The sequence below is a fragment of the Pseudomonas sp. LPH60 genome, assembly GCF_030718165.1.
Lineage (GTDB): Bacteria > Pseudomonadota > Gammaproteobacteria > Pseudomonadales > Pseudomonadaceae > Aquipseudomonas > Aquipseudomonas danubii.
Genome location: NZ_JAVAJH010000001.1, coordinates 668156 through 693342, shown reverse-complemented (window position 1 = coordinate 693342; position 25187 = coordinate 668156). Strand labels below are relative to the sequence as shown.

The following is a 25187-nucleotide window of genomic DNA, read 5'->3' as shown; positions in this document are numbered from 1 at the left end:
GGCGGTTCAGTCGTTGATCAGCTTGCCGGCGCGAATCGCCTCGCGGCCGGCCACCTTGGCCAGCCAGATGCCCGGCTGGGTGTAGCGCCCGCGGTCCAGGGCAAAGAGCACGCCGCTGGTGCCGGCACGCACGGTGCTGACCCTGTCGTTCAAGGGGTCCACCACTTCGAACAGGGCATCGCCGCGCTCCACCCACTCGCCGGCATCGCGCAGAAAACTGACCACTCCGGGGTGCGGTGCGAACAGGTATTGGGTGCCTTCGAAAGGCATGCCTTCACAGCAGTGATCCGGTGCAGCGGGCCACTGGCCACTGATCAGGCCCTGCTCGGCCAGAAAGCCGAGGATGGCCTCGCAGTGGGCTCGCGCCTGCTCGACCCGGGTGTCGCCCATGCTGCCCAGCTCCAGGGTGGTGGCCAGGTTGGCCGGGGGAATCGCCGCCTGGGGAAAGTCCCGGGCCAGGCGCAGCCAGGGCGAGGAGCAGGATTCGTCGAAAGAGCTGCCGCCGGAGTCCTCGCAAAGCAACGCCACCCCAGCCTTCAGACGCGCCGCCAGGGACTGCCACCGCGGCCAGTGCTGGGGCAAAGCATAGAGGTGGATCGCCGCTTCGAAATCGCAATGCAGGTCGAGGGTGATATCGGCGTCGCAGGCATGGCGCAGCAGCAATCGGTGCAGGGCTTGCAGCTGCGAGTCCGGAGCCGGCAGCTCATCCAGCACCTGGACCATGGTGCGGCGGATCAAGGCGATATTGACGGCGGCATCAGTGCCCAGTTGCTTGCCGATCAAGTCGCCCACCGGACCACTGAGCTCGACGAAGGCACGGTTGAAGTTCTTGCCGCTGCCCAGTTCGAAACGCCCCAGGTGACTGCCCTGAACCTGCTGGTCGAGGCCGATGGGGTTGGCCACCGGCACCAGTTCGATCACAGCCTGCAAACGCCCCTGGCGCTCCAGTTCCGTCAGGCGCTGCTTCAGCTCCCAGGCGGTGCGCATGCCCGGCAGCTCATCGGCGTGCAGGCTGGCCTGGATGTACACCTTGCGGCCACCGCTGCCGAAGCGAAACACGCTGAGCTGGCGCGCAGTGCCCAGGTGGCCCCAGGGCAAGGAATGGTCGATGCGTTGCATAGTGGCTCCAGGGATCAAAAAAGGCGTGGCGCAGAATAAAACAGCGGCGCACAAAAAAGGTGGCGACCGGATCACGGGCGCCACCTTTTTTACCCAAGCTTTGCAGCCTGCGGCTTACTCGCCGTAGACATCAAAGTCGAAGTACTTGTCCTGCACTTGCTTGTACTTGCCGTTGGCGCGGATTTCGGTGATGGCCGTGTTGAATTTCTCTGCCAGCTCCTTGTCGCCCTTGCGCACGGCAATGCCGGCACCGCCACCGAAGTACTTCGGATCGTTGTACTCGGGACCGACGAAGGCAAAGCCCTTGCCGGCGTCGGTTTTCAGGAAACCGTCGTCGAGGTTGACCGAGTCCGCCAGCAGCGCGTCGACACGACCGGACACCATGTCCAGGTTGGCCTCCTGCTGGGAACCGTAGCGCACCAGGTCGATGCCGGCCGGCACCAGCACTTCAGTGGCGAAACGGTCATGAGTACTGGCGCGCAGTACGCCGACTTTCTTGCCCTTGAGCTCGGTCAGCGGGTCCTTGACCGTGGTGCCGGCCTTCATCACGAAGCGCGCCGGGGTGTGGTAGTACTTGATGGTGAAATCGACGTTCTTCTTGCGATCGTCGGTGATGGTCATGGACGACAGGATGGCGTCGATCTTCTTCACCTTCAGCGCCGGGATCAGGCCGTCGAACTCCTGCTCGACCCAGGTGCACTTGACCTTCATCTGCTCACACAGGGCATCGCCCAGGTCCACGTCGAAACCGGTGAGCTTGCCGTCGGGCGTCTTCATCGAGAACGGTGGGTAGCCGGCTTCGATACCGATACGGATCGGCTTGGCCTCATCGGCCGAAGCGGTCAGGGAAAACAGCGACAGTGCCAAGGCACCAAACAGCGCAAACTTATTCATTTATAACTCCAGGAGGCGGAGACTTTTATTGGCTGGTTTCGATTATGGGCAAATCGAAGTGGCCAGCAGTCTAGAGCGGCTCCCGGGAAGCAAATTGTGTTTATGCGACAAATACTTATAAAAAACACGCTGCCGCGATTCTGCGCCCTCCCCCTCGCCCCGGCGTGGTGCATTTGACCCTGAAACACCCGACGTTCGCCTCAGAACGGACCATTTTTACCGACACATCCTGCGCTAGCCGCAGCCTGGGGCCGCCGCCAGCGCAGTGGCCCCTCAGCAGGCGCAGGACAGATCCGGCCCCTCGCTGCGCGGTTGCCCGGTGCTGAGCTCAAAGCCCTCATCGAGCCAGCCGGTGACCCCACCGATCATCTCCTTGACCGGGTATTCCAGGGCCGCCAGCTTGACCGCCGCCTTGTTCGCACCGTTGCAATGAGGACCGGCGCAATACACCACGAACAGGGTGTCGCGGGGATAACCGGCCAGCTGTTCGACGGTGAGCAAGTGCCCGGGCAGGTTGATCGCCCCGGGGACATGGCCGCGGGCAAAGGCCTCGGGGCCCCGCACATCCACCAGGACAAAATCCACTTCACCGGCCTCCTGGCTGCTGTAGACGTCGGAGCAGTCGGTTTCAAAGGTCAGGCGGTTGCAAAAATGCATCAGGGCAATGGCCGAAGGGGCGGCGGCAATGCTGCGGACCAGGCTGGTCATGGGCGTCTCCAGAACGTGGCGATTAAGGTGGGAAGAACTTTATCGGCCCTGCCCCACCGCGTTAAAGTGGCGCTCCGGACACCCTCTGGTAACTTTCCGCCAAATGCACAATCCTCCCGGCTTGGTCGCGATCCTGGCTTATGACGGCCTTTGCACCTTCGAATTCGGCATCGCCGTGGAAATCTTCGGCCTGGCCCGGCCGGAGTTCGACTTTCCCTGGTATGAGCACTGCATCGTCGCCGTGGACCCGGGGCCGATGCGTGCCGCGGGCGGTATCCGGATACTGGCCGATGGCGGCCTGGAACTGCTGGAGCAGGCCCGGACCATCATCATTCCCGGCTGGCGCAGCCGCGACCAGGCGCCGCCGCCCGAGCTGATGGAGGCCCTGCGCCGGGCCTACCACCGCGGTGCGCGGCTGCTGTCGATCTGCTCGGGGGTGTTCGCTCTGGCGGCCAGCGGCCTGCTCAACGGCCTGGGCGCCACCACCCACTGGCGCTACACCCAAGAGCTGGCCGAGCGCTTCCCGGACATCTGGGTGGACCCGGATGTGCTCTACGTGGACGCCGGCCAACTGATCACGTCTGCCGGCAGCGCCGCCGGGATCGATGCCTGCCTGCACCTGGTGGCCCGGGACTTTGGCACTCGGGTGGCCAACAGCGTGGCCCGACGCCTGGTGATGTCGCCCCAACGGACCGGCGGCCAGGCCCAGTTCATTCCGGCTCCGGTCAGCCGCACCCCGCGCAGCGACCTGTCGCAGGTCATGCAATGGGCTCGGGAGCGCCTGCATGAGCCGCTGACGGTGAGCGACCTGGCGGCCCGAGCGCTGATGAGCGAACGCACCTTCCTGCGACGTTTCAGCGCCGCCACCGGCGCCACGCCCAAGGCCTGGCTGCAACATGAGCGACTGGCCCGGGCCCGGGAACTGCTGGAAAGCGGCAGCCAGACCACGGAAAGCATCGCCCTGCATTGCGGTTATCGTTCGGTGGAAAGTTTTCGCGTGGCCTTTCGCAGCCTGGTGGGCCTGCCGCCCTCGGCCTACCGCGAACGCTTCGGCCAAAAATCCCCCTCGTAGGAGCTGGCTTGCCGGCGAAGAACACCACGCTTATCCGGTGGCGTCCATTCCGGCCAGTGTCTAAGGCTCCGGTTTGCGCAGAAGGTAGGTATCCATGATCCAGCCATGCGCCTCGCGCGCTTGGCGACGGACCCGCTGGATGTCGTCGGCGACCTCGTCCAGGCGCCCGGCAATGAGGATTTCGTCCGCCGTGCCCAGGTAGGCGCCCCAATAGATGTCCAGGTCCTGATTGCGCAGCTGGCGGTAGGAGTCCTCGGCATCGAGCATCACCACCCGGCTGTCGGCATCACCGACCTGTCCCGCCGCCAGACGCCGCCCGGTGGTGATTTCCACTGAACGGCCAATACGGTTCAACGCCACCTTGTGTTGCGCCGCCAGGGCCTGGACGCTGGTAATGCCGGGGATCACCTGATACTCGAACTGCGCCGCACCACTGGCCAGGATCTGCTGCAGGATGCGCAGGGTGCTGTCATACAGCGACGGGTCGCCCCAGGCCAGGAAGGCACCGGTCTGGCCCTCTGCCAGTTCCTCGTTGATCAGCCGCTCGAAGACCTGCTGCTTGTCCTGGTTCAGGGCCTGGACGCTGGCCTGGTAGTCCACATCGCCGCGCTGGCGTTCCGGGGTCTGGGCTTCGACGAAGCGATAAGGACGCTCGGTGAGATAACGCTGGCACAGCTCGCGCCGCAGATCGATCAGCGAGTCCTTGCTCGGCCCCTTGTCCATCAGGAACACCACGTCACTGCGGTTCAGCGCCTTGATCGCCTGAATGGTGATGAAATCGGGGTTGCCGGCGCCGATGCCGATGATCAGGAGGGTTTTCATGGGGATCCGGTTCTCGCTGCTGTGCCAGGGGGCAAGTATGGGCGGCTTTGGCGCCCGGAGAAATGCCCCGAACGCCGGGCACAGTTCTCAGTCACGGCCATCCAGGCGCAGGCGCCAGCGACCGGCATGGCTGAGATCGATCCGCGACAGGGGCTCGATATCCATCAGGTTGAAACTGCCCAGGGGCGCCTGCAGCAACTGCAGCAGCACCGCACGCATGACAAAGGGATGGGTCACTGCCAACCAGTGCCCCGGACGCTGGGCCATCTGCTCCAGCCACTGCGCCACGCGCCGGCACAACCCGACGACCGACTCGCCTCCCGGCGGGGCGCTGTGAGGGTCGTCCAGCCAGGCCTGCAAGGCTTGCGGCTGCTGGCGTTGCAGATCGCCGATCCCCATCCCCTGCCAGGCGCCGAAGCCATAGTCACGCAGGGCTTCCTGCACTTGCGGCGCTGCGCTGAACAGCGCCGCCGTCTGACAGGTTCGCCGCTCCGGCCCGCACAGCACCTGCGGGTGGTGCCTGAACTGCGCAGCCCGGCTCAGGGCCTGGGCCTGCCAATCCATCTCCACGGCTTCGTCCAGGGGAAAGCGCCCCAGCTTCTGGGCGGCGGTACGGGCGTGGCAGATCAGCGTCAAACGGGTGGCCGGCAAGGGGTTATCTCGACAAAGGAACATCAGGGCTGAGGCCGGTTTTTAGCACGACCACGGGGCTATTTCCCAGCAGGGGACAGGTTGAAAATTCCTCAGAAACTCAAGAAAAGCCTGATCACCAAACAAGAAATGGCTTATAGGCAACCCAAACAGTACGCCTTTATTCTCCGCGAAGTTCCCACACTTCGACTCGAATCAGGTACCTCGACACCATGCACAGCGGTATGTGGGAGCTCCTGTCTCTCGACCTTGCGCTCAACGCCTCACTCCAACCCATCGTCCTGCTGCAATACGTTGCCCTGGTAGGGATCTTCAGCATCCTGCTGATGCTGCGTCAGGACGCCCAGCGCCTGATCAAGTCGAAAAAGATCCTGCTGGGTTTGATCCTGGGCACCAGCAACGCCGCCTTGATCGCCCTCGCCTCCGGGTTCATGCAGACCCCGGTGAAGATTTTCCTGAGCAACGACATGCTGTTTCTCGCCGGTTTGCTGGGAGGCTGGTGGGGCGGCATGACCTGCCTGGTCCTGGTGGCACTGGCTCGTTACTGGATTGCCGGCGCCGCGCAGTTCGAAGAGGCGCTGTTCAGTTTTAGCCTGGTGGCCCTGGGGGGCATGCTGCTCCATCGCTGGTTCGAAACCCGCGACCTGAGCGCCCTGAGCCTGAAGGACATGCTGCTGGTGATCCTGATGCGACTCGGCGCGGCCATCGTCCCGATGCAGATCATCGACTGGATGGGCACGGTCAGCTCCAGCATCACCGCGCAACTGCTGTCCTTGCGACTGAGCTCGACCCTGCTCTCCCTGCCCATGATCATCCTGATATTCGCCATGCTGCGCCGCGAAGCGCGCTACCAGTTGGCCCAGCAAAGCCTGCTGCAACAGGCCCTGACCGATCCGACCACCCAACTGCCCAATCGCCGTGCCCTGCGCGACCACCTCGACCAGATGCTGGAGCAAAACAAAGAGCGGCGCATCCCCCACACCCTGATCGTGATCAAAATCAGCAACCTCAAGGACCTGGTCGCCATCCACGGCCATGACTGGACCGACCAGTTGCTGATCTCCCTGGCGCAAGAATTCAGCAGCGGCGCCTCCAGCCATGCCCTGCAAGCCAGCGCCGCCCACCGCGCCTTCATGTTCTCGGACCTGAGCCTGGCACTGGTGGTGCCGTACCGCTCCATCCAGCAGGTCGAAGAATCGGCGCTGCTCGCCACCCTGCAGATGACCTTGCAGGCCGGTTTGCCCAGCGACGGCAGCCTGTCGCCCAAGCTGCAGTTCTGCGTGATCGATGCCTGCGCCGGAGACAGCGCCAACGTCACCTTGCGCAACATCAGCCTGGCCCTGCAGGACAACAGACAGCCGGTGCGGTACCTGCACCAGTCGCTGATCGAACAGGCGCAAAACAACGAACGCATCCGCCAGCAACTGCTGGAGTGGGTGCGATCGAACACCCCGCCGCTGTATTACCAACCAAAGTTCTGCCTGAGCCAACGCACGATCATCGGCGCCGAAGCCCTGCTGCGGGCCCAGGACGACCAGGGCGCGGCGATTTCCCCCTTGCTGATCCTGGAAGTGATCCGCCACCACGACCTGCAGCAAGCCTTCGAATGGGCGACCATCGAAGCGGTGATCCGCGACGCCCGGTACTACATCGATGCCGGACTCCAAGGACCGCTGGCGGTGAACGTCTCGTCCTCGACCCTGAGCGATGCCAACTTTGCCGTCCTGCTGATCCAGCGCCTCAAGGAAGCCGGGCTTCCCGGCGCTCGCCTGACCCTGGAACTGACCGAGAGCACCCTGCTGCAAGACACCCAGCAAGTGGCGCACAACATGCTTCTGCTCAAGGATCACGGCGTGGGATTGTCCCTGGACGATTTCGGCACCGGCTACTCGGCCCTGAGCATCCTGGCCAAATATCCTTTCAGCGAAGTGAAGATCGACCACTCGATGATTTCCCTGCTGCACTATGAACGGATGCGCACCGCGGTCTCCATCGCCCAGGAAAGCGCGCGCCTGTACCAGGCGACACTGACGGCCGAAGGGGTTGAAACCCAGGAGCAGATCGACATTCTCCAGAGCATTGGCATCCGCTGCGCCCAGGGCTACATCTTCTCCCCGGCAGTCCCCCTGGCCGAACTGATCGAACTGGATAGCGACGGGCCAAAGAAAGCGCCCCTCGATCAACCAGTGGGCAGCGTGGGCAAAGCCTGAGCGCCTTGATCGAACGCCTTTCGCCCAGCGCCTCATTGCCCACCTTGTTGAACCATTCCGTCAGGGCAAGATCCGGCTTGCCGGCGAAGAGCCCCGCAAGACCTGCAGCGCCCGGGCGGACGCCTTCGCTAGCAAGCCAGCTCCTACGGAGGCCCAACCACCGCAGCTCCTACAGAAACGCACGACCCTTAGCTTCAGGCCGGCCGCAAGGCCGCCGTCTGGCTCTTGATCTTGATCTTGATCTTGATCTGAACGCCCCGTTAACCACGATGGCCGAACGCAGGCATTTATCCGTGGGTAACCCGGCAGGGATGCCGGGTTAGCCGCCACCCGGCCAGGGATGGCCGGTGGCGGCGGCCCACGGATCAATGCCTGCGTTCGGGCATGCCGAGCCTAGGCGAGGCACCGAGTGGAGGGGCAAGAGCCTTTGGTTACTTTGGGCTCTTTCCAAAGTGACTCGCCGTAAGGGCGAAACCGCCAACCGCCCCACCCGCAGCAACGGATATGTCCCCCCGCCTCAACTCCACCCCACCCCGCCTCCGCCCCGCCCCGCCCCGCCCCGCCCCATTTCAGAGCATTTCACCACCAACGCAAATTTCACTAGACATGTAACGTCCATTACATAAATATCATTTAGCCATTTTATGAAACAAAAACGACACTCAGTTTCCAAGGCACCCCGATGCCCTCTCTCCGAGACCTGATCACCGACCCCGCCCTCGACCTGACGCCTTCAGAGCGCAAAGTCGTGCGCGCCCTGCTCGACCACTACCCGCGCAACGGATTGGGGCCAATGTCACGCCTGGCAGAACACGCCGGGGTCAGCGACCCGACCATCGTGCGCTTGGTGAAGAAACTCGGCTTCAGCGGCTACGGGGAATTCCAGGAAGCCCTGCTCAGCGACATGGACGACCGCCTGCGCTCCCCTAGCACCCTGCTGCGCCCACGCTCACAAGTGGCCCAGGGCGATACCTGGAGCCGCTACCTGGCGGACAGCCAGCGCGCCCTGCACGACACCCAGTCCCTGACCCAGCCCGAAGACATCCGCGTACTCATGGACTGGCTGCTGGACAGCCGTCATCAGCTGTACTGCTTTGGCGGACGCTTCAGCAGCTTCCTCGCCCACTACCTGCTCAACCACCTGCGGTTGATGCGCCCCGGCTGTTTCTTTCTTGAAGACAACGCGCAACTGCCGGACCGCCTGTTCGATCTGCAGCGCCAGGATGTGGTGCTGCTGTTCGACTACCGCCGCTATCAGTCCCAGGCCCTGCGGGTGGCCAGCGCAGCCAAGGCGCGCAACGCCCGGGTGGTGCTGTTCACCGATATCTATGCCTCGCCGCTGCGGGAGCTGGCGGACCTGATCATCAGTGCCCCGGTGGAGTCCCTGTCGCCATTCGACACCCTGGTGCCGGCGCTGGCCCAGGTCGAGGCGCTGATCGCCTGCCTGACCCCGCGCAGCGCCGATCTTGATCAACGCCTGGAGGGCATCGACGCCCTGCGGGCGCAATTTGATACCCATGTGCTGGAGGAGAAATAAGGATGTTCAGCCTGCCCCACCGTTCGCCCCGGGACTTGCCCTTCGTCGTCGATCACACGGCCCTGCTGCTGGTGGACATGCAGCGCGCCTGGCTCGAACCGCAGTTCGACCCGCACCTGCAAGGCCCCGAGGGCGAGGCCTTTCTCAAGCGTGCCCGGGAGCAGGTGATCCCCAACCAGCAACGCCTGCTGGCCGCAGTGCGCGAAGCACGGCAGAACGTGCTGCACACCATTATCGAAAGCCTGACCGCCGACGGCCGTGACCGCTCCCTGGACCACAAGCTGTCGGACATGCACCTGCCCAAGGGCAGCCCCCAGGCAGCGATCATCGACGAGCTGGCACCGGTGGAAAACGAGATCGTCCTGCCCAAGACCTCTTCCGGGGTGTTCAACTCCACCAACATCGACTACGTGCTGCGCAACCTGGAAACCCGGCACCTGATCGTCGCCGGGATCGTCACCGACCAGTGCGTGGACATGGCCGTGCGTGACGCCGCCGACCGCGGCTACCTGGTGACCCTGGTCGAGGACGCCTGCGCCACCTATAGCGATACTCGGCACCAGGCCTGCCTGAATGCGATCAAGGGCTACTGCTGGATCACCGATACCCAGACCGTGCTCGGCCGCCTGCGGGAGATCCGCGGATGAGCCGCGGCCAGGGCATCGAGGCCCTGACGCCACTGGCCATGACCAGCATCGTCACCACCGACTTGATCGGCGTCACCCGGGGCCGCTCCTTTCCCAGCGACGAGCTGGAGCGCTACCGGGTCGGCGGCTGTGGCTGGGTGCCGGCCAACAGCGCCCTGACGCCCCAGGACCTGATCGCCGAGGACAACCCCTGGGGCGCCTATGGCGACCTGCGGCTAATACCCGACCTGGACAGCCGGGTCACTGTCGGCGCCGGTCCGGATGCCACGGCCGCGCCCCTGGACTTCATTCACGCCGATATCTGCCAGACCGATGGCCAGCCCTGGGCCGCCTGCCCGCGCACCCTGCTGCGCAACGAGGTCGAGCGCTACCGTGAGCTGGGCATCCAGATCACCGCCGCCTTCGAGCACGAATTCAACCTCGACAGCGGCGCCGCTCAGCGCGAGCACCTGGCCTTCTCCCTGGAGGCCCAGCGCCAGGGCGCGGCCTTCGGTGGCTGGCTGCTGGCGGCATTGCGGGCGGCCGCTGTCGAACCGGAAATGTTCCTCCCCGAATACGGCAAGCAGCAATACGAGATCACCTGCCGCCCGACCCAGGGCCTGGCCGCCGCCGACCGCGCGGTGAACGTGCGCGAGATCACCCGGGAGGTGGCCCGGCAGCTGGGGCAACGGGTCAGCTTCGCCCCCAAGACCGCGGCGGACGCCGTGTGCAACGGGGTGCACCTGCACCTGAGCCTGCAAGACCTGGACGGCACGCCACTGCTCTACGATCCCCAGGCGGTCCGCGGCGACGACCTGTCACGGCTGGGCCAGCACTGGGCCGCCGGGGTGCTCAAGCACCTGCCGGCACTGTGCGCCTTCACCGCGCCGACGCCGCTGTCCTATGAACGCCTGCAACCCCATCACTGGAGCGCCTCCTACGCCTGCCTGGGCCTGCGCAACCGCGAAGCCTCGCTGCGCATCTGCCCCACCGTGGACATCGGCGGCAAGCCCTTGGCGCCGCAGTACAACCTGGAATTCCGCGCCCTGGATGCCACCGCCTCGCCACACCTGGCCATGGCCGTGATCCTGATCGCCGGACGCCTGGGCCTTGAACAGAAGCTGCCGCTCAACGCAATGACCGACAAGGTCCCCGATGAGCTGAGCACCGAACAGCGCCTGGCCAGCGGCATCGTCCCCCTGCCCAGCACCCTGACCCAGGCCCTGGAATGCCTGCGCAGCAACACGGAATTGCTGCAGACCCTGCCGCCGGAGCTGCTGAGCACCTATTTCGCCGTCAAACAAAAGGAAGTGTCCCTGACCGAGCACCTGACCGCTGCCGATCTCTGTGAGCACTATGGACACCTGTACTAAATCCGCCGAGCACGGTTTCTATACCGAGCCGGCCTATCGCCTGTTCCGCGAAGACTCCACGCATCCGCTGATCCTGGTGTGCGAACACGCCAGCCACTACATTCCACCGGCCCTGCACGACCTGGGCCTGGACAAGGTGGCGGCCCGCGAGCATATCGCCTGGGACCCGGGCGCCCTGGAACTGGCCCAGAGCCTGTCCCAGGCCCTGGGCGCGACCCTGATCGCGGCCAACTATTCGCGGCTGCTGATCGACCTCAACCGGCCGCGGCATGCCCCCGACAGCATCCCGCTGCAAAGCGAGATCTATCAGGTGCCCGGCAACCAGCACCTGGACGAGGCCACCCGCGAGTACCGCCGCCAGCAGCTGTTCACGCCGTTCCACCAGCGTCTGCAGCGGATCATCGACCGGCGCCTGGCCGAGGGGCGCGAGGTACGAGTGGTGGGGATTCACAGCTTCACCCCGGTGTACTACAGCCAGCCACGCGCGCTGGAAGTCGGCGTGCTGTATGGCAGCGCCACCGCCTACGCGGCGCGGATACTGGAAGGTTTGTGGACCCTGCCGATAAAGGTGGCGGGCAACCAGCCTTATGAAATCGACCCCTTGAGCGACATGACCGTGCCGGTGCACGGTGATGCGCGGGGCCTGGAGTCGGTACTGATCGAGGTGCGCAACGACCTGTTGCGCAGCCCTGAAGCGGTGCAGCACTGGAGCGACTGTCTGGCGCCACTGCTGTAACGGATGTTGAAAGACGCTTGAACGCAACAAAGGCTGTTTGCAGGACAGGAACAACAACAAGAAAAACCGCTGTGGTGTGTCTTTAACCCTGCCAGGTTCAAACACAGACCGGCGCGCGAGGCGTCAATGACGACCCTCGCCGCCGGATGCGCCCACTTACATTGGCTACAAGGAGAACTGCTTCATGGAGATTGAAGAATTCGGCTACAAACAGGAACTCAAGCGCGGGCTGAGCCTGCGCGACCTGGTGGTCTACGGGATGATTTTCATGATCCCCATCGCCCCGTTCGGGGTCTACGGCTACGTCAACCAGGAAGCCCCGGGCATGGTGCCCCTGGCCTACATCATCGGCATGGTGGCGATGGTCTTCACCGCCCTGAGCTACGGCGCCATGGCCCGCGCCTTCCCCATCGCCGGCTCGGTCTACTCCTATGCCCAGCGCGGCCTCAATCCCCATGTCGGCTTTCTCGCCGGCTGGCTGATGCTCCTGGACTACCTGCTGATCCCGCCGCTGCTCTACGTCTACGCGGCCATGGCCCTCAACCACCTGTACCCGGAAGTGCCCAAGGTCGGCTTCATCCTGGCGTTCCTGGTCAGCGCCACCTTCGTCAACCTGCGGGGCATCACCTTCACTGCGCGGATGAACATCCTGTTCCTGCTGGCGCAACTGGTGGTCCTGGGGATCTTCCTGTTCTACGCCTGGAACGCCCTGCACGGCGGCACCGGCAACGGCCAACTGACCCTGGCGCCGCTGTACAGCCCGGAAAACTTCCACTTCGGCATGCTGATGCAGGGCGTCTCGATTGCGGTGCTGTCGTTCCTGGGCTTTGACGCCATCTCGACGCTCGCCGAAGAGGTCAAGGGCGATCCCGGCCGCAGCGTCGGTCGCGCCGCCCTGATCACCCTGGTGGTGATGGGGGCGATCTTCGTGGTGCAGACCTGGATCGCCACGGACCTGGCCGCCGGCATGGGCTTCAAGTCCGCCGACACCGCCTTCTACGAGATCGCCGAACTGGCCGCCGGCAGCTGGCTGGCGACCCTCACTGGGGTGGCCACGGCGCTGGCCTGGGGCGTGGCGGTGGCCATCACCTCGCAAGCCGCGGTGTCGCGCCTGCTGTTCGGCATGGCCCGGGACGGCAAGCTGCCCAAGGTGCTGGCCAAGGTCCACCCGAAACACAACACCCCGCACATCAGCATCTACCTGGTGGCGGTGCTGTCGCTGCTGATCTGCTACCTGTTCATCAACTCGGTGGACACCCTGACCTCACTGGTCAACTTCGGCGCCCTGAGCGGCTTCATGCTGCTGCACATCACCGTGATCAATTTCTACTGGCGCCGGCAGAAGTCCGGCCAGGTGATCCGCCACCTGATCTGCCCGGTGATCGGCTTCGTGATCGTCAGCGCCATCATGTACAACATGGGCGTGGATGCGCAGAAGCTCGGCGCCATCTGGATAGCCGCCGGGCTGGTCTACCTGTTCCTGCTGAACAAGCTGGGCAGCGGTGCCGCCCTGCCCGATCCGCTCAAACCCTAAGTGAATTACCTGCGGCGCCGGATGGCGTCGCGCTTCCCCCCGAGGCAGCCGCCAAGAGCCGCCCGGGGACAGGCCGGCGGATCCCGCGGCCGTGGAACTGCGTGGTAACCGACAGTGATGTCTGGCCCATGTTCGCCCCCCGGGGCGAGCGGCCCTTGATACAGGAGTGCACCCATGCTGGCTTTGCGTCCCGTGGCGTTATTCGATCTGCCCCAACTGCTGCGCCTGGCCCGCCAACGCCTGCTGGGCGTAACGTCCCTGGTGGATGACGAAACCTACCTGCGGGAAAGGATCCTCGACTCCCTGGCGTCCTTTGCCAAGACCGAGGCCAGCCAGGGCCCGGAGAACTACTTTCTGGTGCTCGAGGACCCGGACAGCGGCCTGCTCCACGGCTGTTCCGACATTCTTGCCACGGCGGGCTTTGCCGCGCCGTTCTACAGCCTGCGCAACCGGCCCTTCATCAGCAGCTCCCGGGAGCTGAACATCGAACACGGGGTGCCGACCCTGTCCCTGTGCCAGGACCTCAGCGAACAGACCCTGCTGCGGAGCTTCCACGTGGACCCGGCGTTGTCGGGCACGCCCCTGGCGCAACTGACGTCCCGGGCGCGGTTGCTGTTCATGGCCGCTCACCCCCAGCGCTTTGCCGAGAGCACCATCAGCGAGATCGTCGGCTACAGCAACGCCGCCGGCGAGTCGCCGTTCTGGGAGGCGGTGGGCCAGCACTTCTTCGACCTGCCCTACATCGAGGCCGAACGCCTGTGCGCCCTTCAGGGCCGGGGCTTTCTGGCCGAACTCATGCCCCAGTACCCGCTGTACATCCCGATGCTGCCGCCGTCGGCTCAGGACTGCATCGGACGGATTCACCCCGATGCGCGGGAGGCCTGCGACATCCTGATCGACGAGGGCTTCGCGCCTACCCAGTATGTGGACCTGTTCGATGCCGGGCCGACCCTGCAGGCGCGCAATAACCAGCTACGCTCGATCGTTCAGAGCCGGGTCGCGACCAGCTACCTCAGCCCCCAGAGTGGCCAGGGTCGCCACTGGTTGCTGAGCAATGACCGACTGCAGGGATTTCGCGCCATTGTCGCGCCTCTGGATGAAGCCCCGGGCGATGTGGTCGGGCTCGACCCGTCGATGCTCCAGGCCCTGCAAGTGACACCGGGCGAACCGGTGCGGGGAATCGCGTTATGAGTGGCCCGCCGCTTCTGCGCTGCCCGGGACTGTTGCAAGGAGTGCACCGATGATCGTCCGTCCGATCCGCGTCACCGATCTGCCCGGCGTGCTGGCTTTGCTGGAGGGCAGCTGTCGCGAGTTGAACAACCTCTCCACCGACCCCGAGCGCCTGGCCCATCGCTTGCGCTGGGCCCAGCGCACCTTCGCCAGCCGGGTGGAACGGGCCGATGCCGACTACCTGTTCGTGCTGGAGGACGACGACCAGCAAATCATCGGCATCTGCGGCCTGAGCGGCGCCATCGGCCTGCGCGAGCCTTGCTACAACTACCGGGTCGGCATCACCCGTGGCAGAGCCCCGGGGCTGGGTATCGACAAAGAGATCCCGACCCTGTTCCTGTGCAACGAGATGACCGGGCACTCCCAGCTGTGTTCGCTGTTCCTGCGCCGCGACCAGCGCCAGGGCTACACCGGCCGCCTGCTGTCCACTGCACGCTTGCTGTTCGTCGCCGAGCACCCGACGCTGTTCGGCGACAAGCTGGTGGCCGAATTGCGTGGCCAGCTCGACAGCCAGGGCTGCTCGCCGTTCTGGGACAGCCTGGGCCGACACTTTTTCAAGATGGACTTCCAGCAGGCCAATCGCCTGTCCAGCCATGGCAGCAAATCCTTCATCGCCGAACTGATGCCGCGCCAGCCGCTATACACCTGCCTGCTCAGCCCACAGGCCCAGGCGGCCATCGGCCAGGCCCACCAGAGCACCGAGCAGGCGGTGAACATCCTGCGCGACGAAGGCTTCAGCCATCAGGGCTGCATCGATATCTTCGACGGCGGGCCGCTGATCGAGGCCGAAGTGGCGAAGATCCGCAGCGTGCGCGAAAGCCAGACCCTGCCGTTGCTGGTGGGCCGCCCGGACGAACAGGCGCCGGTGTGGCTGATTCACAACCGCCGCCTGGAAAACTGCCGCATCACCGCCGCCCCCGGGCGCCTGGTTTCAGGCTGCCTGCTGGTGGACCGCCTGACCGCCAAGCGCCTGCAACTGCAGCCAGGGGACTCGGTACGCGCCGTGCCACTGTTGGCCTGCCCGGCGCGGCCTCAGGGCCAGTCCGGGATCGCCCTCGCGCCGGACGCCGCCCTGCCCCTGTAGCCACGAGATTGACGAACGCCGGGGCGAATGTTCATATGCCGCCCAGTTTCAGGTGCCTCATGCCGCCGTGCACGAGGTGAAACGGGAAACCGGTGCGCCCTTTCAGGGCCAGTCCGGTGCTGCCCCCGCAACGGTAAGCGAGTGCTGCATTCAACACGCCACTGTACCCAAGGTATGGGAAGGCGAATGCCGCCAGACTCGCAAGCCCGGAGACCGGCCTGAAACGTCTGTTTGGCAATCCTGCGGTGGGCGGGCATGGGCCGGTATGGTCGCGTGCCTGTGGCCGATACCTTCTCCTGCGTGCTTCCCGAAGTCACTTTCGAGAAGACCAAGAATGACAACAACTGACACCTTCCTTGCATGCGACTGGCGTGCACCTCGGCGCCCCCTCAGCGGTGCCCTGCTCGGCTGCCTGTTCAGCCCCCTGCTGCTGGCGGACGACACTCCCCTGACACTGGAGCGGCAATGGGTTTCCGCCCCTTCGGTGGAGTCCACCACAGTGGCCGAAATGGCCCGGTACGGCAGCAAGGTGGAGATCATCGACCGCCAGCAGATCGAACGCGCCGGCCCCAGCAGCGACATCACCCGAGTGCTGCAGATGTACGTCCCCGGCCTCTACGTCGCGCCGAAAAACGGCCCCTTCGACTACGGCACCTATTCACTGCTGGGGGGCCGCAACGACGACACCCTGATCCTGCTGGACGGCGTACGCCTGAACAACCGTCTGTACGGCGGCCTGTACCTGGACACCTTGCCGGCCAATGCCATCGAACGCATCGAAGTGCTCAAGGGCGGCCAGAGCCTGCTGTTCGGCACCCAGGCGGTGTCCGGGGTGATCAACATCGTCACTCGCAGCCCCCAGACCCGCGACACCTCCGGCGAGGTCAACCTGGGCCTGGACAGCTTCATGGGGCAAAGCGGCGATGCCCGGGTGGAGCGCATCCTCAGCAATGGTTTCGGCGACCTGGGCCTGCTGGCCTATGTCAGCCACAACGTCTCCGATGGCTACCAGCCCTATCGCAACAGCGCCTACAGCGCCAGCACCCGGGACAAGAAACGCGGCTATGAAGTGACCACCTTCGGCGCCAAGGCGATCCAGGGCTTCGCCGACGATTCGCGCCTGGAACTGTTCTACCAGTACAGCGATGCCAACCTGGATTTCGCCCGCCCGGTGAACAACCAGAAGACCACCAACGACCGCATCCAGCAGATCGCCACCGCGACCTTCGAGCAGCGCCTGAGCGAGCGTTTCAGCTACTTCGTCAAGGGCCATGTCAACGACTGGGACACGCGCTACACCAAGATCGACAGCCTCAAGGACGGCCGCCTGGTGAGCAAAAACCGTAACGACTACTGGGGCTTCACCGACTGGGGCCTGCAGGCCGAAGGCAAGGCCGAGCTGGACGGCGGCCATGTGCTGGTGTTCGGCACCGACAACCAGTGGTTCAAGGGCCAGGACGATGTGCTCAAGATCGACAATAACCAGGCCCAGGCCAATGCCCTGTACACCCAGTTGCGCCCGGTGTTCGCGGCGCTGCCCGACTGGCACCCGAGCCTGGGCATACGCCACGAGAAGATGAGCGGCGGCGAAAGCGCCACCGTGGGCATGCTCACCTCCCTGTACGACCTCAACGCCCATTGGCAACTGCGCGGCCAGTACGGCAGCGCCTTCAAGCTGCCCAACGCCGAGCAGTTGTTCGTCAACGAGGACTACGAGCAAGGCAACCGCAACCTCAAGCCGGAAAAGAGCCTGAATGCCGAGCTCGGCCTGGACTACAAGGGCAGCCTGCTGGCCGGCGAGTTCAACGCCAGCGTCACGGCCTTCCAGCGCAAGATCGACGACCTGATTGCCCTCGATGGCATCCACTGGGTCAATGGCCAGGGGCGGATCAAGGTGCGCGGCATGGAGGTCGACGGCCGCTGGCAGTTCAGCCCACGATGGAACCTCTCGGCGGACCTGACCCGCAATCTGCTGGAGTCGCGCAACGGCGTGACCCTGAGCAACATTCCCGGCTTCTTCGCCCGCTCGCGACTGGGCTACGAGTCCGAGGATGGTCAGTGGGGCGTGGGGGGCGCGATCCGCTACATCGGCCAGATCGACAGCGCGAAGAAGGTCGACTACGGCCACTACTCGGTGGTGGACGCCGATGCCTATCGCTACCTCGACAGGGCCCAGCAACATCGCCTGAGCCTGCTGGTGGAGAACCTGTTCGACCGCGACTACACCACCAGCATGACCAGCAGCGCGCCGGCGGTGGACAACCTCGGCCGGCCCTTTACCAGCGAAGTGCGCTACACCTACCGCTTCTGAGGCCCAACGACATGCACAAGGACTATCAACGGGTGCTATTCGTCGGCCCCGGCCTGCACGGCGGCACCCTGGGCGAAGCCTTTCGCCGCGAGCTCAAGGCGCTGCGCAACGAGGACGCCGACACCCGGGTGATCGACACCCTGGACGGTTTCGACAGCCTCTGGGCCGCCCTGGAGGAACCCTTGCCCGAGCACGGCGCGGCACTGCTGGTGGTGGACCTGGAGCCCAGTTCCGACAGCGCTTACCTGGACTGGCTGCGCGATGAGCTGGGACGCCTGGCCCGGGCCCATCCCCAGGCGCCGCAGCTGTGGATCACCGCCCAGGCCCTGGGCCGTCGCGGGCTGGATGCAGCGCTGGCCTGCGCCAGCATCGCCCAGCACGAGCGGCACCTGCCCTGCGATCAGGTCAACGCCGTGGCCAGCGACCCGGACTGGTCGCGGGTGCCACCCCATGCCCGGCAGGTGTTCCTGTGCACCGGCCCGCGCTGCGTGCGCCGCGGTGCCCTGGCGCTGTGGAAGACCCTGCGCCGTGAACTGCTGCGCCTTGACCACATGGAAACCCCCGGCGGCGTGCTGCTGACCCGCACCGCCTGCCAGTTCCCCTGCAACCTGGGGCCGGTGCTGACCGTGCACCCCGATGGCTGCTGGTACCGGGTCAGCGACGACCGCCAGGTCGTGCGTCTGGTGCAGGGGCATCTGCTGGCAGGTGAGCCGGTGCAGGATCTGCTGATCCCTTCGCCGTATGCGGGGGTGGCGGATGCCTAGGAAGATCCTCGGCCTCCTGCTATGGCTGGCGACCGGGCCGGCCCTGGCGGCCAGCTACGACAACTGCGCCAAGACCTGGACCGTCGAGGACCCTCCCCGGCGCATCGTGGCCCTCAACCAGCACAGCGCCGATCTGCTGCTGGCCCTGGGCGCCGGGCCGTCGATGATCGGCGTCGCCTACCTGGATGACGACAGTCAGGCCCAAACCCAGGGGCAGTACCACGGCGTGCCGGTGATCGCCCGGCAATACCCGTCGGCGGAGGTGCTCTACAGCCTGAAGCCCGACCTGGTGGTGGGCGGCTTCGCTTCGGCATTTCCCGATAACTTCAGCTCCCGGGAGCGCCTGGGCCGCATCGGCATTGCCAGCTACCTGCTGGAGTCGGCCTGCGCCGGGCATGATGAGGACTACTTCGGGCATATCCGTCGCGACCTGCGGACCCTGGGCCGGCTGTTGCAGCAGCCAGCCCGGGCCGAGCAACTGATCGCGGCCATGGAGGCCGACCTTGCTGCGGCAGCGGCCTTGTACCGGGGTCGCGACACGCCCGCGGTGTTCTACCTGGACAGCGAGGTCAACGGCCTGGCCAGCCAGGGCCAGCGCGGTTTTGTCGGGGTACTGCTGCAAGCCGCCGGCGCCCGCAACAGCTTCGCCGCCATCGACCGCCCGCGCCTGACGGTCGACAGCGAAACCCTGCTGAGCAACGACCCGGACGTGCTGCTCCTGGCAGACGCCCTTTGGTCACCGGCCACGCGCAAACGCCAGCTGCTGCAGCGAGACCCGGTGCTGTCGCGGTTGCGGGCGGTGCGCGAAGAGCGGCTGATCGACATCCCCTTCGCCCAACTGGTGCCGGGCATCGCCAGCGGCCGCACCGCGCTGGAACTGGCGCGGCGCCTGCACCCTGCTCCCCCGTAGGCGCCGGCTTGCCGGCGAAGCAAGCACCGCCAGCCCCCGCGACGCGCCACCTGACGCCTTCGCGGGCAAGCCCGCTCCTACAGACCGCACCCACTGTAGGAGCCGGCTTGCCGGCGAAAGGAACACCGCCAATCACGCGGCGTACATGCCGACGCCTTCATGGGCAAGCCCGACCAGAGGCAGGTATTACAGAGGATTCAACACCCGGCGCGAAGGCCGCTCCGGCGGATGGCAGGTGACGTTGTTGCGACCAGCGGTCTTGGCGGCATACAGGGCCTGATCGGCATCGTTCAACCAATCCATGGCGTCCTCGTGCATGGGGTTGAACGCCGCCAGGCCAATGCTCAGGCTCACCTGCAACGCCGGATTCTGTTCGTAGCCCAGGGCCGCGAAGCGCCCGCGCAGCGCCTCCATCAGATCGGCGGCGTGCTCCAGCGGCACGTCCGGCAGGATCACGCAGAACTCATCACCGCCATAACGCCCGGCCTGATCGCTGGCCCGCAGGTTCTGCCGGAGGAGCTTGCTCAACTGGCGCAGCACCACATCCCCGGCCACATGGCCGTAGGTGTCGTTGATGGCCTTGAAGTGATCGATGTCGATCAGGGCGATGGCGCCACCATGGGCCTGGCGCTGGCAACGCTGGAACTCGATCTCCAACTGGTCCTTCCAGGCGCCGTGGTTGAGCAGCCCGGTCAGGCTGTCGGTGCGACTCAGGGCCAGCAGCTCGCGCTTGTGCCGGCCCAGGGTCGCCGCTTGCTGGTAACAGATGTAGCCCAGCACCATCGGGTACAGAGTCAGCATCGGCAGGCAGGCATACAACTGCTGCGGCGTGGTCAGGGGAGTGAACGACAGCCCGAACACCCCCAGGCCGATGCCAATGCCCAGGACCTGGGCCCCACAGCCGGCAAGAAAAAAACGCACCCCGCCCAGGGCGATGTTGTTCATCGCCATCATCCCCAGGGTGGTGGCCAGCGGCAGCGGATTGAACTGCATGGCCGCGACCCAGAACCCGCCCAGCAGCGAATCCACCAACAGGTTGCGGTACTCGGCGCGAAACGGCACCTGGGACCATCGGGCCCACTGATAGGCCAGGTGCGGCCAGACCAGGGCGTTGAACAGCATCAGTCCCCAGACCCAGGGCGCCGGTTGCAGCGGCCACATCCCGGCGGCCACGCACAGCAAGCCCAGGCCAAGGCCCAGAATCCGCGATTTATACAGCCTCCTGGCCAATGACAGTCCCTTGCCTCTGGTGTACTGCGCAGGGGCCAAGTTGCCTCCGTCCAGCGATGGGAAAGATGCAGCGAGCGATAGGTGAGCTTGACCGTTGCAAGTCTAGCCACGCGGATGCAAAACGCCATCAGTGTACACAGCCTGCCCGCTCAAGACGGGCCCGCTGAGCGGGAATCTGCCCGCCGGCACCATGCATTCATTTGCAGAATGAAGTTCAGAGGAAACTTCGTTTGTCAGCCCCGGCACCGGCCAGCAGAATCGGGGCCGATCCTTACCTCTCTCGTTTCGATATCCACTGCCACGGGAACCTTGTCCATGAGCAACCAGCACTTCGTCAGTCCTGATCTGATCCGCCAGGGATTTTCCCGGGCCATGTCGGATATGTACCGTGAGGAGGTGCCCCTCTACGGCGCCCTGATGGCGCTGGTGGCCCAGGTCAATGCCCAGGTCCTGGAACAGCAGCCGGCCATTGCCCGGCACTTGCAGCACAGCGGCGAACTGCAGCGCCTGGACCTGGAGCGCCACGGCGCCATCCGTGTCGGCAGCGCCGCCGAGCTGGCGACCCTGGCCCGGCTGTTCGCGGTCATGGGCATGCAGCCGGTGGGCTACTACGACCTGACCCCGGCCGGGGTGCCGGTGCACTCCACGGCCTTTCGCGCGGTGCACGAAGAGGCCCTGCACGTCAGCCCGTTCCGGGTCTTCACCTCGTTGCTGCGCCTGGAACTGATCGACAACCCCGAACTGCGGCGCTTTGCCGAACAGGTGCTGGCCCAACGCTCGATTTTCACCCCCAAGGTGCTGGAACTGATCGAACAGGCCCACGCCCAAGGCGGCCTGGATGAGCAGGATGCCCAACGCTTCATTCAGGAAGCCCTGGAGACCTTCCGCTGGCACCACCACGCCACGGTGACCGCCGCCCAGTACGCCAGTCTCAGTGCCCAGCACCGGCTGATCGCCGACGTGGTGGCGTTCAAGGGGCCGCACATCAACCACCTGACCCCACGCACCCTGGACATCGATGAAGTGCAACGGCTGATGCCCGAGCACGGCATCACCCCCAAGGCGGTGATCGAGGGCCCGCCACGCCGGGCGTGCCCGATCCTGCTGCGCCAGACCAGCTTCAAGGCCCTGGAGGAACGGGTGGCCTTCACCGATCAGGACCTGCCCCAGGGCAGCCACAGCGCCCGCTTCGGCGAGATCGAGCAACGCGGCGCGGCACTGACACCCAAGGGCCGGGCCCTCTACGACCGCCTGCTGAATGCGGCCCGCGACGCCCTGGGCGACTTCCCCAGCGAGAGCAACGCCCAGCGCTACAACCAGCTGATGCAAGCGCACTTCGACGAGTTCCCCGACAACCACGACGCCATGCGTGAACAGGGCCTGGCCTATTTCCGCTACTTCGTCAGCGACACCGGGCTGGCGGCACGCCACCAGCCCCAGCGGCCCACCACCTTGTCAGCGTTGCTGGCCGCCGGGCACCTGCGGGCCGAACCCCTGGTGTATGAGGACTTCCTGCCGGTGAGCGCCGCCGGGATCTTCCAGTCCAACCTGGGGGACGACAGCCAGAGCCACTACGCCGCACACTCCAACCGCCAGGCCTTCGAAACGGCCCTGGGCCGCGCCACCCTGGATGAGTTGCAGCTCTACGCCCAGACCCAGCAGCGCTCCCTGGAGCAATGCGCCGCCAGCCTGGGCCTGCCAGCGCTCTAAGCCCTGTCCGGCATCGGCCTTGCGGGTCGGTGCCGGATTCCCCCTTCGTCGTTTTGCCCCATGGTCATGGCCTGGCCGGGACGCTATTGTGCCGGAACTTGCGCCCGAGCCCGCGGCGCGCCACCACCAAGGATGGACACGGCGACATGAGATTCGCGACCGGCCTGTTTTTATGCTGCGCCCTCGGCGCCGCGCTGAGCACCCACGCAGCAGAAACCGTCAACGACATCACCCAGCTCAACCCCATCGTGGTGGACCAGGTGGCCCGGCCCACCACCCTGGAGCAGATCGTCAAACGGGTGGCCGAACACCCCGGCCCCATCGCCATCGGCGGCGGGCGCTACAGCATGGGCGGCCAGACTGCCACCGAGCATGCCTTGCAGATCGATATGCGCGGCTTCGACCGGGTGCTCGGTTTCTCCCGCGAGCACAAGGAAATCACCGTGCAGCCCGGCATCACCTGGCGCGCCCTGCAGAGTTTCATCGACCCCTACGATCTGTCCGTGAGCATCATGCAGAGCTACGCCAACTTCACCGTCGGCGGCGCCCTGAGCGTCAACGCCCATGGCCGCTATGTCGGCTATGGGCCGCTGGTGACCTCGGTCAAATCCATCAAGCTGGTGCTGGCCGACGGCCAAGTGGTCGAGGCCAGCCCGCAAAGCAACGCCGAACTGTTCTACGGCGCCATCGGCGGTTACGGCGGCCTCGGGGTGATAGTCGAAGCCACCTTGCGCCTGAGTGACAACGTGCGCCTGCTGCGCAGCTTCGAAGAAATGCCCCTGGGCGACTACCGCCCCTTTTTCTTTGCCCGGATCGAGCACAACCCCAAGGTCATCCTGCATAACGCCGTGCTCTACCCCGACCAGTACCAGACCCTGCGCGCAGTGTCCTACAGCCAGACCGACCTGCCGCTAACGGTCAAGGAGCGCCTCACGCCCCTGGACCAGAACTACTGGAAAGAACAGAAAGCCCTGAAAGTGGTGAGCCAATGGCCCGGGGGCAAGGCCCTGCGCCAGGAGGTGATCGACCCCCTGGTGCTGAAGAAACCCCAAGTCTCCTGGCGCAACCACGAGGCCAGCCTCGACGTGCGCGAACTGGAGCCCGACTCCCGGAGCAAGCGCACCTACGTGCTGCAGGAATACTTCGTACCCACCGACCAGCTGGAAAGTTTCGTCCAGGAGATGGGCGCGACCCTGCGGGCGCACAGGGTCAACGTGATCAACCTGTCCATCCGCCACGCCAAGGCCGACCCCGGCACCTTGCTGGCCTGGGCCAAGACTGACGTGTTCGCCCTGGTGCTGTATTACCAGCAGAGCACGGCAGAGGCGGAGCGGGACGCCGTGCGGGAATGGACCCGGGCCCTGGTGGACAGCGCGATCAAGCGCGGCGGCAGCTATTACCTGCCGTATCAGATCCACGCCACACCGCAGCAGTTTCGGGCGGCCTATCCGCGGGCCGGGGAATTTCTCGCGCTCAAGGCGCGGGTCGATCCGCACAACAAGTTTCGCAACAAGCTGTGGGACGCCTACGGCACCGACAGCCAGGGCAGATAGGTCGCGCCCCGGGGCTCAACGGGCCCCGGACTTGCCACCGGCCAGCACCTTGCGTTGCTGAAGGAAAATCACCCCGTCACCGTCAAAGGCGATCACGTCGTCAGCGCTGAACGGAGCACCGTCGCCGTGCTCATGCCGCAGCCAGCCCTCGGACCACAGGTCGCCGCTTTCATAACGGATCTGGACGAAGTAGTAAGGCGCTTCGCTGCGGGTGACTTCAACGTAGTGCCCACCATCGACGCCGCCCTGCCACCGGGCCCGGGGATGTTCCGGCAATGTGTGCACGGCTTCTTTGAAAAGGCCTGTCCAGGCCATCCCGAGGGCAACCAGTATCAGCGTCAGTGCGCCGATCGACATGAGAAAACGCTTCAACCAGATCAATCCAGGATCTCCACTACCATCCACCTCCGCGAGCGGTCCCGCGGAGCAGTCGGCCATTTTGTTGAAGGCCCCGCGACTGCGCAATGAAAAACCGCAGGCACTTGCCAGACGCCGGCAGAGCCTTCAGCCTTGCCCGGCGCGGTAACCGTGCAAGCGGCTTGGCGCCACTTCAACTCTATCGAGACACCCTGGCATGCGTATCACCCTGACGGACATCCGCCTCACTGCGGCGCAAGACCTCTGCGTCGGCTTCTGCTGTGCCTTCGGCGAGGGCCGCGGCCAATGGCTGGGCCCCTCACCGAGGGTCGGGCACGACTACGAAGTGGAACTGAGCCTGGAGGACGAGTTCAGCTGGAATGACAACCTGGAGCCCTGTGCCCAGGGCCCGTTCCGCCTGCACTGGGACCAGGGTGCCTTGCAGGTCAGTGGGCGCCTGGTTCAGCTCGATGAGGATGGCGTCGCCGCCCTGGCAGTAGGCCCCTCGATCATCCTCCTGTCCCTGCGGGGTGGCCCCGAGCGCCTGCCGCAGTGGGTCAGTCTGCGCGCCCACCAGATCAGCCTGCAGCCCATCGCGCTTTAAGCACCCACGACCAACCACGGCGCAGCGCAGAAAACCCGCAGGGGGGTGTTTGAAGGGGAAGCTGAGCGCCTTTCAAGGGCTCGAACGTCGCCGGACGCGACAGTTACACAACCTGGCATTCGCAGGACATTGTTCAGGGAGGGTGTTCGCCC

Annotated in this window: 22 protein-coding genes and 1 riboswitch; of the genes, 15 read left to right on the top strand and 7 right to left on the bottom strand. The window is 65.3% G+C overall.

Translation table 11 applies throughout. The annotated features are described in order from the left end of the window. Window positions 1-6: 6 nt before the first annotated feature. From Q8O96_RS03115 to Q8O96_RS03105, 3 genes are all read right to left on the bottom strand, one after another. A complete protein-coding gene (locus Q8O96_RS03115) occupies window positions 7-1119 on the bottom strand; it encodes a M14 family metallopeptidase (RefSeq protein ID WP_305948332.1) in 1113 nt (370 codons plus the stop codon). A gap of 114 nt (window positions 1120-1233) precedes the next feature. Then, window positions 1234-2013, bottom strand: coding sequence for an ABC transporter substrate-binding protein (locus Q8O96_RS03110; RefSeq protein WP_102864119.1), 780 nt, complete (start codon window positions 2011-2013; stop codon window positions 1234-1236). A gap of 273 nt (window positions 2014-2286) precedes the next feature. Beyond that, window positions 2287-2721 carry a rhodanese-like domain-containing protein gene (locus tag Q8O96_RS03105; protein ID WP_102864118.1) on the bottom strand — a complete coding sequence of 145 codons (435 nt, stop codon included), beginning with the start codon at window positions 2719-2721 and terminating at the stop codon, window positions 2287-2289. Window positions 2722-2824: 103 nt separating this feature from the next. Between Q8O96_RS03105 and ftrA the strand changes: the two genes are divergently transcribed. Beyond that, on the top strand, window positions 2825-3793 hold the full coding sequence (gene ftrA, locus Q8O96_RS03100; RefSeq protein WP_115582076.1) for a transcriptional regulator FtrA: 969 nt from the start codon (window positions 2825-2827) through the stop codon (window positions 3791-3793). Between the two features lie 60 nt (window positions 3794-3853). Here the strand turns inward: ftrA and cobF are convergent, their stop codons facing one another. Continuing rightward, window positions 3854-4615, bottom strand: a complete 762-nt coding sequence (gene cobF / locus Q8O96_RS03095; protein ID WP_115582075.1) for a precorrin-6A synthase (deacetylating) — start codon at window positions 4613-4615, stop codon at window positions 3854-3856. An 87-nt stretch (window positions 4616-4702) separates the two neighbouring features. After that, on the bottom strand, window positions 4703-5266 hold the full coding sequence (locus Q8O96_RS03090) for a histidine phosphatase family protein (RefSeq protein WP_207167411.1): 564 nt from the start codon (window positions 5264-5266) through the stop codon (window positions 4703-4705). 212 nt (window positions 5267-5478) lie between these two features. Between Q8O96_RS03090 and Q8O96_RS03085 the strand changes: the two genes are divergently transcribed. The 11 genes from Q8O96_RS03085 to Q8O96_RS03035 all read left to right on the top strand — a co-directional run bounded on the left by Q8O96_RS03085 (window position 5479) and on the right by Q8O96_RS03035 (window position 19581). Beyond that, window positions 5479-7476 (top strand): bifunctional diguanylate cyclase/phosphodiesterase, encoded by a 1998-nt coding sequence (locus Q8O96_RS03085; RefSeq protein WP_305948331.1) that lies wholly within the window; start codon window positions 5479-5481, stop codon window positions 7474-7476. Window positions 7477-8158: 682 nt separating this feature from the next. Then, window positions 8159-9013 carry a MurR/RpiR family transcriptional regulator gene (locus Q8O96_RS03080; RefSeq protein WP_102861851.1) on the top strand — a complete coding sequence of 285 codons (855 nt, stop codon included), beginning with the start codon at window positions 8159-8161 and terminating at the stop codon, window positions 9011-9013. A 2-nt stretch (window positions 9014-9015) separates the two neighbouring features. Beyond that, window positions 9016-9660: an isochorismatase family cysteine hydrolase gene (locus Q8O96_RS03075; protein ID WP_102861852.1), complete on the top strand. Its 645-nt coding sequence runs from the start codon at window positions 9016-9018 to the stop codon at window positions 9658-9660. Continuing rightward, window positions 9657-11012 (top strand): glutamine synthetase family protein, encoded by a 1356-nt coding sequence (locus Q8O96_RS03070; protein ID WP_305948330.1) that lies wholly within the window; start codon window positions 9657-9659, stop codon window positions 11010-11012. Before Q8O96_RS03075 ends, Q8O96_RS03070 begins: the two co-directional genes overlap by 4 nt. Next, window positions 10996-11748 carry an N-formylglutamate amidohydrolase gene (locus Q8O96_RS03065; protein WP_115582070.1) on the top strand — a complete coding sequence of 251 codons (753 nt, stop codon included), beginning with the start codon at window positions 10996-10998 and terminating at the stop codon, window positions 11746-11748. Before Q8O96_RS03070 ends, Q8O96_RS03065 begins: the two co-directional genes overlap by 17 nt. 184 nt (window positions 11749-11932) lie before the next feature. After that, on the top strand, window positions 11933-13282 hold the full coding sequence (locus tag Q8O96_RS03060; protein ID WP_102861855.1) for an APC family permease: 1350 nt from the start codon (window positions 11933-11935) through the stop codon (window positions 13280-13282). Between the two features lie 174 nt (window positions 13283-13456). Continuing rightward, the gene (locus Q8O96_RS03055) at window positions 13457-14473 is read left to right on the top strand and encodes an arginine N-succinyltransferase (RefSeq protein WP_115582069.1); all 1017 of its coding nucleotides are present in this window, start codon (window positions 13457-13459) and stop codon (window positions 14471-14473) included. A 49-nt stretch (window positions 14474-14522) separates the two neighbouring features. Beyond that, entirely contained in the window at window positions 14523-15596 is a 1074-nt protein-coding gene (locus tag Q8O96_RS03050; RefSeq protein ID WP_305948329.1) for an arginine N-succinyltransferase, read from the top strand. Between the two features lie 33 nt (window positions 15597-15629). Beyond that, window positions 15630-15833: riboswitch (cobalamin riboswitch) on the top strand. Window positions 15834-15930: 97 nt separating this feature from the next. After that, the gene (locus Q8O96_RS03045) at window positions 15931-17907 is read left to right on the top strand and encodes a TonB-dependent siderophore receptor (protein WP_240321969.1); all 1977 of its coding nucleotides are present in this window, start codon (window positions 15931-15933) and stop codon (window positions 17905-17907) included. Between the two features lie 11 nt (window positions 17908-17918). Continuing rightward, a complete protein-coding gene (locus Q8O96_RS03040; RefSeq protein WP_305948328.1) occupies window positions 17919-18671 on the top strand; it encodes a ferredoxin in 753 nt (250 codons plus the stop codon). Next, window positions 18664-19581, top strand: a complete 918-nt coding sequence (locus Q8O96_RS03035; protein ID WP_102861860.1) for an ABC transporter substrate-binding protein — start codon at window positions 18664-18666, stop codon at window positions 19579-19581. The genes Q8O96_RS03040 and Q8O96_RS03035 overlap by 8 nt, the downstream gene beginning before the upstream one ends. A gap of 186 nt (window positions 19582-19767) precedes the next feature. On the opposite strand, the gene Q8O96_RS03030 is transcribed toward Q8O96_RS03035, so the two are convergent. Further along, window positions 19768-20850 carry a diguanylate cyclase gene (locus Q8O96_RS03030; protein WP_102861861.1) on the bottom strand — a complete coding sequence of 361 codons (1083 nt, stop codon included), beginning with the start codon at window positions 20848-20850 and terminating at the stop codon, window positions 19768-19770. A 276-nt stretch (window positions 20851-21126) separates the two neighbouring features. Between Q8O96_RS03030 and Q8O96_RS03025 the strand changes: the two genes are divergently transcribed. Next, entirely contained in the window at window positions 21127-22521 is a 1395-nt protein-coding gene (locus Q8O96_RS03025) for a VOC family protein (protein ID WP_305948327.1), read from the top strand. A 146-nt stretch (window positions 22522-22667) separates the two neighbouring features. Continuing rightward, window positions 22668-24074, top strand: a complete 1407-nt coding sequence (locus tag Q8O96_RS03020) for an FAD-binding oxidoreductase (protein WP_305948326.1) — start codon at window positions 22668-22670, stop codon at window positions 24072-24074. A gap of 15 nt (window positions 24075-24089) precedes the next feature. Here the strand turns inward: Q8O96_RS03020 and Q8O96_RS03015 are convergent, their stop codons facing one another. Beyond that, window positions 24090-24446 (bottom strand): hypothetical protein, encoded by a 357-nt coding sequence (locus Q8O96_RS03015; protein WP_240321968.1) that lies wholly within the window; start codon window positions 24444-24446, stop codon window positions 24090-24092. Window positions 24447-24648: 202 nt separating this feature from the next. On the opposite strand from Q8O96_RS03015, the gene Q8O96_RS03010 reads away from it, so the two are divergent. Then, on the top strand, window positions 24649-25035 hold the full coding sequence (locus tag Q8O96_RS03010) for a hypothetical protein (protein ID WP_115582064.1): 387 nt from the start codon (window positions 24649-24651) through the stop codon (window positions 25033-25035). Window positions 25036-25187 lie beyond the last annotated feature (152 nt).

What these genes read in the sequence shown, in the direction of transcription:
- Q8O96_RS03070 (WP_305948330.1), top strand. Translation starts at nt 9,657, where the DNA reads ATGAGCCGCGGCCAGGGCATCGAGGCCCTGACGCCACTGGCCATGACC.
- Q8O96_RS03085 (WP_305948331.1), top strand. Translation starts at nt 5,479, where the DNA reads ATGCACAGCGGTATGTGGGAGCTCCTGTCTCTCGACCTTGCGCTCAAC.
- Q8O96_RS03010 (WP_115582064.1), top strand. Translation starts at nt 24,649, where the DNA reads ATGCGTATCACCCTGACGGACATCCGCCTCACTGCGGCGCAAGACCTC.
- Q8O96_RS03040 (WP_305948328.1), top strand. Translation starts at nt 17,919, where the DNA reads ATGCACAAGGACTATCAACGGGTGCTATTCGTCGGCCCCGGCCTGCAC.
- cobF (WP_115582075.1), bottom strand. Translation starts at nt 4,615, where the DNA reads ATGAAAACCCTCCTGATCATCGGCATCGGCGCCGGCAACCCCGATTTC.
- Q8O96_RS03110 (WP_102864119.1), bottom strand. Translation starts at nt 2,013, where the DNA reads ATGAATAAGTTTGCGCTGTTTGGTGCCTTGGCACTGTCGCTGTTTTCC.
- Q8O96_RS03055 (WP_115582069.1), top strand. Translation starts at nt 13,457, where the DNA reads ATGCTGGCTTTGCGTCCCGTGGCGTTATTCGATCTGCCCCAACTGCTG.
- Q8O96_RS03045 (WP_240321969.1), top strand. Translation starts at nt 15,931, where the DNA reads ATGACAACAACTGACACCTTCCTTGCATGCGACTGGCGTGCACCTCGG.
- Q8O96_RS03020 (WP_305948326.1), top strand. Translation starts at nt 22,668, where the DNA reads ATGAGATTCGCGACCGGCCTGTTTTTATGCTGCGCCCTCGGCGCCGCG.
- Q8O96_RS03115 (WP_305948332.1), bottom strand. Translation starts at nt 1,119, where the DNA reads ATGCAACGCATCGACCATTCCTTGCCCTGGGGCCACCTGGGCACTGCG.
- Q8O96_RS03025 (WP_305948327.1), top strand. Translation starts at nt 21,127, where the DNA reads ATGAGCAACCAGCACTTCGTCAGTCCTGATCTGATCCGCCAGGGATTT.
- Q8O96_RS03075 (WP_102861852.1), top strand. Translation starts at nt 9,016, where the DNA reads ATGTTCAGCCTGCCCCACCGTTCGCCCCGGGACTTGCCCTTCGTCGTC.
- Q8O96_RS03105 (WP_102864118.1), bottom strand. Translation starts at nt 2,721, where the DNA reads ATGACCAGCCTGGTCCGCAGCATTGCCGCCGCCCCTTCGGCCATTGCC.
- Q8O96_RS03035 (WP_102861860.1), top strand. Translation starts at nt 18,664, where the DNA reads ATGCCTAGGAAGATCCTCGGCCTCCTGCTATGGCTGGCGACCGGGCCG.
- Q8O96_RS03050 (WP_305948329.1), top strand. Translation starts at nt 14,523, where the DNA reads ATGATCGTCCGTCCGATCCGCGTCACCGATCTGCCCGGCGTGCTGGCT.
- Q8O96_RS03065 (WP_115582070.1), top strand. Translation starts at nt 10,996, where the DNA reads ATGGACACCTGTACTAAATCCGCCGAGCACGGTTTCTATACCGAGCCG.
- Q8O96_RS03060 (WP_102861855.1), top strand. Translation starts at nt 11,933, where the DNA reads ATGGAGATTGAAGAATTCGGCTACAAACAGGAACTCAAGCGCGGGCTG.
- Q8O96_RS03080 (WP_102861851.1), top strand. Translation starts at nt 8,159, where the DNA reads ATGCCCTCTCTCCGAGACCTGATCACCGACCCCGCCCTCGACCTGACG.
- ftrA (WP_115582076.1), top strand. Translation starts at nt 2,825, where the DNA reads ATGCACAATCCTCCCGGCTTGGTCGCGATCCTGGCTTATGACGGCCTT.